Here is a 14305-nt window from a genome sequence, read left to right on the forward strand (position 1 = left end):
GCAAGCGCCCGGAAATCGGCGGTACTGAGAGAATGCCATCATCCGGCTGGAAGATTTCCTGTAGGGATTGCCCTACAAGCACGGCGCTTTCAGCACAGACATGAGTTCCTGTGGGAGCGGGGTTACCCGCGAAGAGGCCAGCCCAGACGCCGCAGATGGCAGGCCCGGCCCTTTCGCGGGTAAACCCGCTCCCACAGGGTTCACCACTGTGCCGGATATGGCAGCTGTCGCGATCAGAACACTCAGACCAGCTTGTGCTCCATGGCGTACTTCACCAGCTCCGCCAGCGAATTGACCTTGAGCTTCTGCATCAGCCTGGCCTTGTGGGTGCTGATGGTCTTGCTCGACAGCGCCAGCTGCTGGGCAATGTCGTTGACGTTGGCCCCCTGGGCCAGCCGCTCGAACACCGAGAATTCACGCTCGGAGAGCAACGTATGCAGCGGCCGGGTTTCGGTCAGGCCTACCTCGAAGACCATCCGGTCAGCCAGCGCCGGGTCGATGTAACGCCCGCCGCTCGCGACCCGGCGAATGGCCGTCAGCAGCAGGGCCGGGTCGCTGTCCTTGGTCGCATAACCGGCGGCACCCGCCTTCAGCGCGCGAGCAGCCATCTGCGCCTCGTCGTGCATCGACAGCATCAGGATCGCCGGGGCATCGTGCAACGCACGAATACGCGGGATCGCCTCCAGGCCGCTCACCCCCGGCATGGAGATATCCAGCAACACCACCTCGCAGGGCGTGTGGCGCAAAGTCTCGAGCAACTGCTCGCCATTCCCGGCCTCCCCTGCCACCTGCATGTCCTTGGCCAGGCCAATCAGCTGTTTGATGCCTTCCCGGACAATGGTGTGGTCTTCGGCCACCAGCACTCGAATCACGCTTGCTCTCCTACTCCAAGGGAATGGCCACGCTCAGGCTGGTGCCCTCGCCTGGTTCACTGTCCAACGCCATGCTGCCACCGAGCATCAGCACCCGCTCACGCACGCCGACCAGGCCGAACGATGTCGGCCTGGGCTGGTCGCGGCAGAACCCGGAGCCATCGTCGCTGACGGTCAAGCGCAGTTGCCCGTCTTCACGTACCAGCTCTATTTCCACACTGTGCGCCTGGGCATGGCGCATCACATTGGTCAGCGCCTCCTGCAGAATGCGGAACAGGCCGGTGGCCTTGGCATCGCTCAATGCTGGCAGATTATCCGGTACCTGCACCAGGCAGGGTATCTGCGTGCGCGCTTCGAAGCGCCGCGCCTGCCATTCGATGGCCGAGGCGATGCCCGCGTCGAGGATCGGTGGGCGCAGCGCGGTAGCGACGTCGCGCACCAGCTGGAACAGCTGGGCAATCAGGCGCTTCATGCTGCCCAGGCGTTCGTGCAACCCGGGGTCGAGTTCGGCGAAGGCCAGCTCGCACATCGACACTTCCAGCTTGAGCACGGTCAGCATCTGCCCCAGTTCGTCATGCACTTCACGGGCGATGCGAGCCTTCTCTTCCTCGCGCACGCTTTCCAGGTGCGCCGACAGTTCGCGCAGCTGTTCCTGCGACTTGGCCAGCGCCAGCTCAGCGCGCTTGCCTTGGGTGATGTCCCAGACGACACCGTCCCAGGCCACCCGGCCATTGGGCAAACGGCGGGCACTGGCCTTGATGTCGGCCCAGCGTTGCTCGCCCTGGCGGGTGAGAATACGCCCCTGCCACGACCAGTCCTGATCGCCGGCGATAGCCAGATCCTGTACCTGGTGATAGTTCGCCCGATCGTCCGGATGAACGAGGTTGCGCAGTCCCATCTGCGGGTGCTGGATCTGCGCGGGGGTGTAGCCGACCAGTGCTTCGCTGCCCTCGCTGATGTAAGGGAACTCCGGCTCACCTTCGGCAGGCGCAGGCTCAAGCCGGAACACCAGGCCCGGCACGTTGCCAGCGATACCCTTGAGCCGCGCCTCGCTTTCGCGCAATGCCGCCAGGGCGCGATGGCGCTCGGTGACATCGGCGAGGTACACCACCAGGTATTCGGCATCGCGAAAGCGCAGGAAACTGAGCGACAACTCCACCGGCAACAAGCTGCCATCGGCGCGCCGGCACTGGGTTTCGAACTGCCGCGCACCGCCATCGCCAGCACGCGCCCCCTTCCACAGTTCGAGCCAGCGATCCATGGTCAGGTTCGGCTCAAAATCGATCAGCGGGCGCTCCAGCAGTTCGGCCTCGGCATAGCCGAGCATGCCCTCCACCGCATGGTTGGCGTAACGCACATGGCTGTCCCAGTTGACCCAGAGGATACCCACCGTGCTCTGATCGATGGCGAACTGGCTCAGGCGCAGCGCCTCTTCGCGCCCCTGTCGCTCGGTCAGGCTTTCCCGCGCGGCCAGCAGGCTACGTTCCAGTTGGCGTTGCTGGCGACGCTGCCATATCAGCGTGGCCAGGGCACACAGCAGCAACAGGCCGAACAGCAAGGCCAGGTTCTGCCAGAAGCCAGGCGAGTCGCTCAAACGCGGGTATTTGGGCTGCAACCAACGCTGGTGAAGTTGTTCCAGCTCCTTGGCCGGCATGGCCTGCAACCCGCGCTCGAGCACATCGGCAAGCACCGGCCAATCGCGTCGCGAACCTACCCGCAGCAACTGCGGCAAGCCGATATCACCCACCACCACCAGTTCGGCGAACTCGCTCTCGCGTGAGAGCCGGCTCAGTTGTGCTTCATCTAGCACGGCGTAACTGGCCTGGCCACCGACCACCAGCTGCAGGGCTTCGCGCTCGCTGGGCACGCCCTGCAGGTTCAGGCCGCTGTAATTGCCGCGCAGGTAGTCGGCCAGGGCGCTGGGCATGCGCACCGCGACCCGGCTTTCAGCATCGAGCTTTTCCAGCTCCACGGCCATCGCCCCGGTACGTGGCCCCACCACCAGCTGCGGCACCCGCATGTAAGGGTCGCTGAACAGCCACAGGCGCAGGGTTGTCGGTGTTTGCGTCAGGCCCGGGGCAAAATCGATCTCACCCGCCTGCAGCGCATGTTCAAGGCTGGCCTGGTCGGCGAAGTTGCGCCAGGTCAGATCAAGGCCCAGTGCCTGCCCCAACCCGTTCACCAACTCGACGTTGGCGCCATAAAGCTGCTGCAGGCGGCGGTCGAACTGCGCGTAGGGCGCCTGCAGCACCAGGCCGACACGCAGGCTGCGATGGCTATCGAGCCATTGCTGCTGGGCAGGCTCCAGCACCACCGGCGGCGGCAGCTCTGGCCGTGCCAAGGCGATCAAGGGCAGGCACAACCCGCCGATAACCAACAGGCGACGCAATCGCTTCATCTACACGCTCATCTTGGCAAAGGCGGCCATGCAGCATGGCCGTCGCGGGCAAATACTATTAGGCTGCCGGTATCATTCTGGCCTTGGGTTGATTCATGTCCACACTTTATCGCACGACGCTGGCAATGTGCTGCCTGGCCTCGCTCCTACCACTCGGCGCCCTGGCCGCTGACGCTGCAAAGCCGGAGGCGACGGCCGAAGCGCCAGCTGCTCCGGCGCCACGCCCGCCCCTGCTGGAGCGTAGCCAGGAAGATGCGCAAGCCCTGGAACGCCTGGCACCGAAGGCCGAACAACAGACCCTGCAGGCCGGAGCGGACAGCTTCCTGGCCTTGTGGAAGCCAGCCAACGACAGTGAGCCGCAGGGCGCAGTGATCATCGTCCCTGGCGCTGGCGAAAACGCCGACTGGCCCAATGTGGTCGGCCCGCTGCGGCGCAAGTTCCCGGATATCGGCTGGCACAGCCTGAGCGTGAGCCTGCCCGACCTGCTGGCCGACGCCCCCCAGGCACGGGTCGAGGCCAAGCCAGCAGCAGAGCCCGAGAAGAAAGCGGGCGAAACAGCTCCATCCAAGGACACCCCCGCCGACGCCAACGCCAACGTCGCCCAGGCCACCGCCGCCGACCCCGATACCGCGGAAAGCACCGATGCCGAGCAAGCCGGCGAGCAGAACGATGTGGCCGACGCCGAACGCATCTTCGCTCGCCTGGATGCCGCCGTGGCCTATGCCCAGCAGCACAACTCACGCAGCATCGTGTTGATCGGCCATGGCAGCGGCGCCTATTGGGCCGCGCGCTACCTGAGCGAGAAGCAACCGCCACAGGTGCAGAAACTGGTGATGGTTGCCGCACAGACGCCGGCCCGGGTCGAGCACGACCTGCAAAGCTTGACGCCAACCCTGAAGGTGCCAACGGCCGACCTCTACTACGCCATGCGTACCGGCGACCGCAACGCTGCAGCGCAGCGCCTGCAGGCCAGCAAGCGGCACAAGGACAGCCAGTACAAACAGCTGTCGCTGATTGCCATGCCGGCCACCAAGGACGGTGAGCAGGAGCAGCTGTTCCGCAGGGTTCGGGGCTGGATGAACCCGCAACAGTAAGCCTGCCAGAGCCCTGTTAGCGGGCAAGCCCGCCACCACAGGATCGCGTGCAATGCCTGTGGGAGCGGGCTTGCTGTGGCGGCGGGCCGCCGCGGTCGGGCCTTTAGAACCCGCGCCGCTTGCGAACGATGGCGTAGGCCTGGTGCAGTTCGCGAGTCCGCTCGGTCGCCTCGCGCACTTGCGACTCGCTTGCCCCGCTGCCCGCCAGCTTGTCCGGATGATGCTTGCTTACCAGCCGCCGGTAAGCCTGCTTGACCTGATCGACTTCGGTATCGGCCTCGACGCCCAGCAAGCGCAGGGCTGATGCATAGTTCATCACCCCGCCCGACACCGGCGCCTTGCGCGGCTCATACTCCAGCGACATCGCCTGCACCTGACGCCGGCTGAGGCCCAGCTTGTGCCCCCATTCCAGCAGCAGTTCGCGCTCGTGCCGCCCGGCTTTGCCGTCGGCCCAGGCCATGCGCCAGCAAGCGCGCAACGTGCCTTCGGCGGCATGCGGCTGCAGCCGGATGCGGCGCAGGTGACCGGCCAGCCGCTCCTTGCCGGCCTTGCCCCGGTTGAACGCGGCTATTGCCCGCAAACGCGCGGCCTCGGTCATGTCCAGGCGGACCATTTCCTGGCGCGCCTGCTGGATATGCTGCTCGGCCACACGGCCATCGCTCTTGGCCAGCCGCCCCAGCAACACGAACAGCAACTCATCGTCGGGCAGGGCCGGGCGACCACCCAGGCGCTCGCGCATGTCTTCCCACCCCTGCAGGCGGATGCGTCGGTCCATCGCCTGGCCCAGCAAGGCACCGAGCAACGCGCCGGGAATACTGGCGACCGCAAAGCCTGCGCCCAGCCCGATTACCGTGCCTGGCCACCACATGTCAGGCGCGCTCGCCGATCAAGCGCTCGGCCTCGGCCAGGCGCTCCAGGGTGCCGACATCCACCCAGTGGCCACGGTAGTGCTCGCCACTCACCTGGCCCGACGCCATTGCCTGGCGCAGCAACGGTGCCAGCTTGAAGGCGCCCGCCTGGCAGCCATCGAACAATGCCGGGTGCAACACCGAGAGGCCGCTGAAGGTCAGCGTGCCGGGAGCCTCGTCTCCGTCGACCACCCGTTCGCCGTCCAGGCGGAAGTCGCCTCGGCCGTGATGGACTGGGTTATCGACCAACACCAGATGCGCCAGCCCGTGCAGCGGCGCGCGCAGGCGGGCAAGGTCATAGTCGGTCCAGACATCGCCATTGATCAGGGCGAATGGCTCGTTCCCCAGCAATGGCAAGGCCTTGAAGATTCCGCCACCGGTTTCCAGCGGCTCGCCTTCGGCCGAGTAGCGGATGTGCAGCCCGAACCGGCTGCCATCGCCAAGATGGTCTTCGATCTGCTGGCCAAGCCAGGCGTGGTTGATCACCACCTCGGTAAACCCGGCCGCCGACAGCGCGCGCAGGTGATACTCGATCAGTGGCTGACCCGCGACGGGTACCAGCGGTTTGGGGGTATGCAGGGTCAGCGGGCGCATGCGCTCGCCTTTGCCTGCTGCAAGAATCATCGCCTTCATGCACGCGCTCCGGCTTGCAACTCGGCGATCAGCTGGCCCAGTTCGGCAAGCTCCGGGCGACGGCTGACCACTTCATCTATATAGGCGAAGAATCGCGGGACGTCGGCCAGATATCGCGGTTTTCCATCACGGTGGCAAATTCGCGCGAAAATACCGATCACCTTGAGGTGGCGCTGCACGCCCATCAGGTCACTGGCACGCTGGAAGTCGTCGAACACCGGCTGCACCGCAATGCCCGCGGCGCGCGCCTGGTCCCAGTAGCGGCGCAGCCAGCCTTCGACCTGGGCTTGCGGCCAACTGAGGAAAGCGTCCTTGAACAGGCAAGTGATGTCGTAGGTAACCGGGCCGTAAACCGCGTCCTGGAAGTCCAGCACGCCTGGGTTGGGCGTGCTCTGCATCAGGTTGCGCGGCATGTAGTCACGGTGCACCAGCACCTTGGGCTGGGCCAGGGCGCTGTCGATCAGTAACTGGCTGATACGCTGCCAGCTCGCTTTCTGCGCGTCGCTGAAGACCTGGCCGAGCTCACGGCCTACGTACCATTCCGGGAACAGTTCGACTTCACGGCGCAGCAAGGCGTCATCGTAGCTGGGCAGTGACGCATCCATGGGCAGGCGCTGGAAGGCCAGCAGCGCATTGATGGCATCGGCGAACAATGCATCCGCGTTATCGCCATTAATGATGTCAAGGTATGTCTGGTGACCCAGATCACCCAGTAGCAGAAAACCGCGCTCCAGATCCTGCGCATGGATCTGCGGCACATGCACGCCGGCACCGGCCAGCAGATGGTCGATGGCGACGAATGGTCGGCAGTTTTCCTGAGGCGGCGGCGCGTCCATGATCACGAAACTGTGGCCTGCACCCTGCCAGCGGAAGTAACGGCGGAAGCTGGCATCGCTGCTGGCGGCGGTCAGGCGGCCCTCGGGCACCTCGCCCCAGGTGTTATCGCGGAAAAGTTGATCGAGCTGCTCATGGAGCCAGACAGTCAGTTGTTGCAGGCGTACATCGTGTTCAGGCATTACAAGGGTCTCCGACGGCCCTAGCCGTCAAGCGGGTCATGCTTTATTATCCAGCATCTTTTTCAGACCATCGAGAGGCGTGCGGCCCCACACGCGGGCAGATGGCACGCAGGAAGCCCGGACTAATAAGATGGCATTGAAATCCCCCGCATTTCGTAGAAAGTTTCCGTTGCTGGTAACCGGCGGTCTGCTGGCCATGCAACCTCTGGCCACCTCTTATGTGGTGGCAGCCGAGCAGTTCGACTGCCAAGTGTCCGCCTCCGGTGGTTGGGACTGCAAGCCCAAGACCCCAGTCAACAACCTGCCTCCGCGCCCGGTGCATGAAGGTGCCGCGCTCACTTCCGGGACTGAAGCCGAACCGGCCGAGGCCGAACGTGCAGACAAGCCCATGCTGGTCACCGAGGCCAAGGGCCGCGGCCTGAAGTCGCGCAGCGAAGATTACAGCCACCTTGACTGGGTTCCACGCGAGAAGCTCACTGCAGCGCAGCTGGCCGAAACCGGCCCGTACTGCGGTGGCGCGTACATCGAGCCCACTCGCCCAGGCATGGCCGACTCCACCCCCAAGGATGAGTCGCCAACCTACATCAACGCCAAGGTCTCCAAGTACCAGCAGGAGCAGCAGATCGCTACCCTCGCCGGTGACGTGGTGATGCGCCAAGGCAGCATGCAGGCTGAAGCCGACGAGGCCAACCTGTACCAGGCCGAGAACCGTGGCGAGCTCAAAGGCAACGTCAAGATTCGCGACAATGGCTCGCTGGTGGTCGGCGACGAGGCCCAGATTCAGCTCGATACCGGCGAAGCCCAGGTCGACAACGCCGAATACGTGATGCACAAGTCGCACATTCGCGGCAACGCCCTGTACGCCAAGCGTGGCGAAAACGCCATCATCCGCCTCAAGGACGGTACGTACACCACCTGCGAACCGGGAAGCAACGCCTGGCAGCTGAAGGGCAACAACATCACCCTGAACCCGGCAACCGGTTTCGGTACGGCGACCAACGTCACCCTGCGGGTCAAAGATTTCCCGGTGTTCTACACACCGTACATCTACTTCCCGATCGACGATCGTCGCCAGTCCGGCTTCCTGCCGCCGTCGTTCAGCAGCTCCAGCGACACCGGCTTCATGCTGGTCACGCCTTACTACTTCAACCTGGCGCCCAACTATGACGCCACGTTGTACCCGCGCTACATGGCCAAGCGCGGCATGCTGATGGAAGGCGAGTTCCGCTACCTGACCAAGTCCAGCGAAGGCCAGTTCGGCGGTGGTTACCTCAACGACGAGGACGATGACCGCAAGCTGCAGACGGACTACAAGAAAGAACGCTGGATGATCAACTGGCAGCACAAAGGTGGCCTGGACGAGCGCCTGATGACTGAAGTTGACTACACCGACATCAGCGATCCGTTCTACTTCCAGGATCTGGAAACCGACCAGATCGGCGTTAAAAGCAATGACGTGGTCAATCAGCAAGGTGCCCTGACCTGGCGTGGCGACAGCTACACCGCTCGCCTGAATGCGCAGGCGTACGAGATGGCGACCCTGTCGCAGATCACCCCGTACAACAAGCTGCCGCAGATCACCTTGAACGGTGCGCTGCCATTCCAGCCTGGCGGCTTGAACTTCGCTTACGAGACCGAGGCAGTACGCTTTGATCGTGACCTGAAGGACGGCACCGTATTCGACAAGGACGGCAACCTGGACACCACTGCCGGCGCCGATGGCCGCCGCCTGGACCAGAACGTCAGTGGCATCGCCAGGGCCAACGGCACACGCCTGAATGTGGCGCCGTCGATGAGCCTGCCGATGCTAGCCAGCTACGGCTATATCACGCCAAAGCTGAAATATGCGTACACGCACTATGACCTCGACCTGGACAGCCAGGGCAAGGCAGAAGCGATCGCGCAATCGGCCAACCCGGCATATGGCAGCTACAACAGCTCGCTGAATCGCGACATTCCGATCGCCTCTATCGACAGCGGCCTGTACTTCGACCGCAACACTTCGATGTTCGGCACCAATTACCGTCAGACCCTCGAGCCGCGCCTTTACTACCTTTACGTTCCGTACAAGGACCAGAAGGACATCCCGCTGTTCGACACGGGCGAAACGCTGTTCAGCTATGACTCGCTGTTCCGTGACAACCGCTTCTCCGGCACCGACCGTATCGGCGACGAGAACAAGCTGTCGCTGGGTGTGACTACCCGCTGGATCGAAGACAATGGCTTCGAACGCCAGAACTTCAGCATCGGTCAGGCTTACTACTTCAAGGACCGCAAGGTCCAGCTGCCAGGCATCGACTACCGTACCCGCAAGGACTCGCAGTCGGATGTGTCGCCGTACGCGTTGCTGTACAACTACTACTTCAACCGCGACTGGCGCTTCAATTCGGACTTCAACTGGGACCCGGACAGCCGCAGCACCCGCTCGGGCAGCGCGATGTTCCATTACCAGCCTGAAGACAACCCGAACAAGGTGGTCAACTTCGGCTATCGCTACCGCAACGACACCATTGCCTATGACTCCACCACCGGTACCTGGAAAGTGGGCGGCGGCGACTATGGCACACCTGGCACCGATAATTTCATCAAGGATTATTACAAGATCCAGCAGCACGACTTCTCGGTCATCTGGCCGATCGTGCCGCAATGGAGCGTAATCGCCCGCTGGCAGCATGACTACAACCGCAACCGTACCCTGGAAGCCATGGGCGGTTTCGAATACGACAACTGCTGCTGGAAGCTGCGTCTGATCAACCGTTACTGGGTCGACAGCGACGACTTCAGCCAAGCGACCCCGACAAACGAAAAAGGCGACCACGGCATCTTCCTGCAGATCGTGCTGAAAGGCCTCGGTGGTGTAGTGGGCAATAAAGTCGAATCGTTCCTCGACCAAGGCATTCAAGGCTATCGTACTCGTGAAGAACAAGCTTATTGATCGACTGCGCCCAGTGTTGCTGGGCGCTGCATTGCTGAGTGGCGCGGTGCATGCCGCGGTACAACCCCTGGACCGCGTGGTGGCCATCGTCGACAACGACGTGGTCATGCAGAGCCAACTGGACCAGCGCGTTCACGAGGTGCAGCAAACCATCGCCAAGCGTGGCGGCGGCGTGCCGCCGACCGGCGCACTGGAGCAGCAGGTACTGGAACGCCTGATCGTCGAAAACCTGCAGTTGCAGATTGGCGAACGTTCGGGCATCCGCATCACCGACGAAGAACTGAACCAGGCCATCGGCACCATTGCCCAGCGCAATGGCATGTCCCTGGAGCAGTTCCGCGCCGCCCTCGCCCATGACGGCCTGTCGTTCGATGACGCCCGTGAGCAGGTCAAGCGCGAGATGATCATCAGCCGCGTGCGCCAGCGCCGCGTTGCCGAACGCATCCAGGTCTCCGAGCAGGAAGTGAAGAACTTCCTCAACTCGGACATGGGCAAGATGCAGATGTCAGAAGAGTACCGCCTGGCAAACATCCTCATCCCGACCCCGGAAGCCGCCAATTCGGACGACATCCAGAAAGCTGCGCGCAAGGTCGGCGACCTCTACCAGCAACTGCGCCAGGGCGCGGACTTCGGCCAGGTGGCGATTGCCAACTCGGCCAGCGAAAACGCCCTTGAAGGTGGTGAAATGGGCTGGCGTAAAGCCGCCCAACTGCCACCAGACTTCGCCAAGATGCTCAGCAGCATGGCGGTAGGCGACATCACCCAACCCATCCGCATCCCCAACGGCTTCATCCTGCTCAAGCTCGAGGAGAAGCGTGGTGGTGGCGAAAACGTGCTGCGTGACGAAGTGCATGTTCGCCACATCCTGATCAAGCCGAGCGAAATCCGCAGCGAAGCGGCCACCAAGCAGCTGGCAGAGCGCCTGTACGAGCGCATCCAGAACGGCGAGGACTTCGGCGAGCTGGCGAAGAGCTTCTCGGAAGACCCGGGCTCCGCACTCAACGGCGGCGATCTCAACTGGGTCGACCCGAACAGCCTGGTACCGGAGTTCCGCGAACAGATGGCCAACGCCCAGCAAGGTGTTGTGACCAAACCGTTCAAGACCCAGTATGGCTGGCACGTTCTGGAAGTGCTGGGCCGCCGCGCCACCGACAGCACCGAGCAGGCGCGTGAACAACAGGCCATGAACGTGCTGCGCAACCGCAAGTACGACGAAGAGCTGCAGACCTGGCTGCGCCAGATCCGCGACGAAGCCTACGTTGAAATCAAGCTGCCTGGCGCTGACCAGGCCGCACAGTGAAGCCCCTGCGCTTCGCCGTCACCCCCGGCGAACCAGCCGGCATAGGCCCCGACCTGTGCCTGCTGCTCGCCGCCGACGCCCAGCCCCATCCCCTGATCGCCATCACCAGCCGTGACCTGCTCGCCGAGCGGGCCACGCAGCTGGGGCTGGCCGTCAACCTGCTGCCGGTAGTGCCGGGCCAATGGCCAGACCAGCCGGCACCTGCTGGCAGTTTGTACGTGTGGGACACACCTTTGGCAGCACCAGTGGTGCCAGGCCAGCTGGACAAGGCCAACGCAGCATTCGTACTGGAAACGCTGACCCGTGCTGGCCAAGGTTGCCTTGACGGGCAATTCGCCGGGATGATCACCGCACCCGTACACAAGGGCGTAATCAATGAAAGCGGTATTGCCTTCTCCGGCCATACCGAATTCCTTGCCGACCTGACCCACACCGCCCAGGTAGTGATGATGCTGGCCACCCGCGGCTTGCGTGTGGCCCTGGTGACCACGCACCTGCCGCTGCGGGACATTGCCGACGCCATCACTGCCGAGCGCGTGGAGCGGGTCACCCGCATCCTGCATGCCGACATGCGTGACAAGTTCGGCATTGCCAACCCACGCATCCTGGTCTGCGGCCTCAACCCGCATGCCGGGGAAGGCGGCCATCTTGGCCGCGAAGAAATCGACATCATCGAGCCGACGCTGGCCCGCCTGCGTACCGAAGGCATGGACCTGCGCGGCCCACTGCCGGCCGATACCCTGTTTACCCCCAAATATCTGGAGCACTGCGACGCGGTGCTGGCGATGTACCACGACCAGGGCCTGCCCGTACTCAAGTACAAGGGCTTTGGCGCCGCAGTCAACGTGACCTTGGGCCTGCCGATCATCCGCACATCGGTTGACCACGGCACTGCTTTGGACCTTGCCGGCAGCGGCAAGGTCGACACCGGCAGCCTGCGCGTCGCCCTGGAAACCGCCTACCAGATGGCCGAGAACCGACCATGAACGAGCAATACCAACACAAGGCGCGCAAGCGCTTTGGCCAGAACTTCCTGCACGACGCCGGCATCATCGACCGCATCTTGCGTGCCATCAACGCCAAGGCCGGCGAACACCTGCTGGAGATCGGCCCGGGCCAGGGTGCCCTGACCGAGGGCCTGCTGGGCAGCGGCGCACAGCTGGACGTGGTCGAACTGGACAAGGACCTGGTGCCGATCCTGCAGCACAAGTTCGCCGGGCGCGACAACTTCCGCCTGCACCAGGGCGACGCCCTGAAGTTCGACTTCAACCAGCTAGGCGTGCCGCCACGCAGCCTCAAGGTGGTCGGCAACCTGCCCTACAACATCTCCACCCCGCTGATCTTTCACCTGCTCAGCCACGCCGGGCTGATCCGTGACATGCACTTCATGCTGCAGAAGGAAGTGGTCGAGCGCATGGCTGCCGGCCCAGGCGGTGGCGACTGGGGCCGCCTGTCGATCATGGTGCAGTACCACTGCCGCGTGGAGCACCTGTTCAACGTTGGCCCGGGCGCGTTCAACCCGCCACCGAAGGTCGACTCGGCGATCGTGCGCCTTGTGCCCCACGAAGTACTGCCACATCCGGCCAAGGATGCGAAGTTGCTGGAACAGGTGGTGCGCGAAGCGTTCAACCAGCGCCGCAAGACCCTGCGAAATACCATGAAAGGCCTGCTCGACAGCGCAGCCATCGAGGCCGCCGGCGTAGATGGCAGCCTGCGCCCCGAGCAGCTCGACCTGGCCGCCTTCGTGCGCCTGGCCGATCAGCTGGCCGAGCAGCAAGCCTGATTGCACCTGCTACTGCCCTGTCGCCGGCTTGCCGGCGACAGCGTCTGCACTGGCAGCACAACCCCACACCGCTGGCCCTCTCCCCTCTCAATGGCCTAGACTGCATTATTGCGTCAGTTCGCCCAAGGCCCTTGCATGTCCGACCCTCGCTATCAGATCGACGTCAGCGTCGTGACCCGTTACCTGAAAGACCAATCCGACCCCGAAAGCAGTCGCTTCGCCTTCGCCTACACCATCACCGTGCAAAACAACGGCTCGGTCAAAGCCAAGCTGCTGTCGCGCCACTGGCTGATCACCAATGGTGATGGCGAAGTTGAAGAGGTTCGCGGCGCCGGTGTAGTCGGCCAGCAGCCCACCATCGAACCCGGCCAGAGCCATACCTACAGCAGCGGCGCAGTCATCAGCACGCGCGTCGGCACCATGCAGGGCAGCTACGAGATGTTCGCCGAAGACGGCAAGCGCTTCGAAGCTGACATCGCACCCTTTCGCCTCGCGGTCCCCGGGGCGCTCCACTGATGGCCACTTACGCCGTCGGAGACCTGCAAGGCTGCCTGGAACCGCTCAAGTGCCTGCTCGCACGGGTCAACTTCAACCCGGCGGTCGACCGCCTGTGGCTGGTCGGGGACTTGGTCAACCGCGGCCCGGAGTCGCTCGAAACCTTGCGATACCTCTATTCGATCCGCCAGTCGCTGGTGTGCGTGCTGGGCAACCATGACCTGCACTTGCTGGCCGCCTGGCACAACGTCGAGCGCCTGAAGAAAAGCGATACGCTGCGCGAGATCATTCAGGCGCCGGACGCCGACCGGCTACTCGACTGGTTGCGCCAGCAGAAACTGCTGCATTACGACGAACCCCGTGGCATCGCCTTGGTCCATGCCGGCATCCCACCGCAATGGACACTCGGCCAGGCGCTGCAACTGGCAGAAGAAGTCGAGCAAGTGCTGCGCGACGACAACCGCCTGCAACCCTACCTCGACGGCATGTACGGCAACGAGCCGAACAAGTGGAGCAAGAGCCTCACTGGCGTCGAGCGCCTGCGGGTAATCACCAATTACCTCACGCGCATGCGGTTCTGCACCGCCGCAGGCAAGCTCGACCTCAAGAGCAAGGAAGGGCTGGGCACCGCCCCCAAAGGCTACAAGCCCTGGTTTGCGCACAAGGAGCGCCGCTCGCGCCACGTGAAGATCATCTTCGGCCACTGGGCCGCGCTACAGGGCCAGGTTGACGAGCCCGGCATCATCGCCCTCGACACCGGCTGCGTGTGGGGCGGCGCCATGACCCTGTACAACGTCGACAGCGGCGAATATCACCGCTGCGACTGCTCCGACGACGGCAACTTACGCCTCCCTGCCTAAACACCTACACT

12 protein-coding genes are annotated in these 14305 nt (G+C 63.7%); 7 read left to right on the forward strand and 5 right to left on the reverse strand.

Annotation, left to right across the window (positions count from 1 at the left end):
* Positions 1-242 precede the first annotated feature (242 nt).
* A complete protein-coding gene (locus H040_RS11060) occupies positions 243-872 on the reverse strand; it encodes a response regulator (RefSeq protein ID WP_027917453.1) in 630 nt (209 codons plus the stop codon).
* A 10-nt stretch (positions 873-882) separates the two neighbouring features.
* Positions 883-3270, reverse strand: a complete 2388-nt coding sequence (locus tag H040_RS11065; protein WP_027917454.1) for a PAS domain-containing sensor histidine kinase — start codon at positions 3268-3270, stop codon at positions 883-885.
* A gap of 95 nt (positions 3271-3365) precedes the next feature.
* Here H040_RS11065 and H040_RS11070 point away from each other — a divergent pair, with 95 nt between their 5' ends.
* Positions 3366-4364, forward strand: coding sequence for an alpha/beta hydrolase family protein (locus H040_RS11070; RefSeq protein WP_027917455.1), 999 nt, complete (start codon positions 3366-3368; stop codon positions 4362-4364).
* 103 nt (positions 4365-4467) lie between these two features.
* On the opposite strand, the gene H040_RS11075 is transcribed toward H040_RS11070, so the two are convergent.
* From H040_RS11075 to H040_RS11085, 3 genes are read right to left on the reverse strand one after another with little or no spacing between them, the layout of a single operon-like run.
* Positions 4468-5232 (reverse strand): TerB family tellurite resistance protein, encoded by a 765-nt coding sequence (locus H040_RS11075; protein ID WP_027917456.1) that lies wholly within the window; start codon positions 5230-5232, stop codon positions 4468-4470.
* Position 5233: 1 nt separating this feature from the next.
* Entirely contained in the window at positions 5234-5905 is a 672-nt protein-coding gene (murU, locus tag H040_RS11080; protein WP_027917457.1) for an N-acetylmuramate alpha-1-phosphate uridylyltransferase MurU, read from the reverse strand.
* Complete coding sequence (locus H040_RS11085) at positions 5902-6921, reverse strand: aminoglycoside phosphotransferase family protein (RefSeq protein WP_027917458.1); 1020 nt, start codon at positions 6919-6921, stop codon at positions 5902-5904. Before H040_RS11085 ends, murU begins: the two co-directional genes overlap by 4 nt.
* 130 nt (positions 6922-7051) lie before the next feature.
* Between H040_RS11085 and H040_RS11090 the strand changes: the two genes are divergently transcribed.
* The 6 genes from H040_RS11090 (at position 7052) to H040_RS11115 (ending at position 14294) form a co-directional block, all read left to right on the forward strand.
* Positions 7052-9856 carry an LPS-assembly protein LptD gene (locus H040_RS11090; protein ID WP_027917459.1) on the forward strand — a complete coding sequence of 935 codons (2805 nt, stop codon included), beginning with the start codon at positions 7052-7054 and terminating at the stop codon, positions 9854-9856.
* On the forward strand, positions 9837-11156 hold the full coding sequence (locus H040_RS11095; protein ID WP_027917460.1) for a peptidylprolyl isomerase: 1320 nt from the start codon (positions 9837-9839) through the stop codon (positions 11154-11156). The genes H040_RS11090 and H040_RS11095 overlap by 20 nt, the downstream gene beginning before the upstream one ends.
* Positions 11153-12142 (forward strand): 4-hydroxythreonine-4-phosphate dehydrogenase PdxA, encoded by a 990-nt coding sequence (gene pdxA, locus H040_RS11100; protein WP_027917461.1) that lies wholly within the window; start codon positions 11153-11155, stop codon positions 12140-12142. Before H040_RS11095 ends, pdxA begins: the two co-directional genes overlap by 4 nt.
* The gene (rsmA, locus tag H040_RS11105; protein WP_027917462.1) at positions 12139-12939 is read left to right on the forward strand and encodes a 16S rRNA (adenine(1518)-N(6)/adenine(1519)-N(6))-dimethyltransferase RsmA; all 801 of its coding nucleotides are present in this window, start codon (positions 12139-12141) and stop codon (positions 12937-12939) included. Before pdxA ends, rsmA begins: the two co-directional genes overlap by 4 nt.
* 135 nt (positions 12940-13074) lie before the next feature.
* Positions 13075-13455 carry a Co2+/Mg2+ efflux protein ApaG gene (gene apaG, locus H040_RS11110; protein WP_027917463.1) on the forward strand — a complete coding sequence of 127 codons (381 nt, stop codon included), beginning with the start codon at positions 13075-13077 and terminating at the stop codon, positions 13453-13455.
* Complete coding sequence (locus H040_RS11115; protein ID WP_027917464.1) at positions 13455-14294, forward strand: symmetrical bis(5'-nucleosyl)-tetraphosphatase; 840 nt, start codon at positions 13455-13457, stop codon at positions 14292-14294. Before apaG ends, H040_RS11115 begins: the two co-directional genes overlap by 1 nt.
* The last annotated feature ends 11 nt before the right edge of the window (positions 14295-14305 follow it).

The organism is Pseudomonas sp. URMO17WK12:I7, assembly GCF_003269045.1.
GTDB lineage: Bacteria > Pseudomonadota > Gammaproteobacteria > Pseudomonadales > Pseudomonadaceae > Aquipseudomonas > Aquipseudomonas putida_J.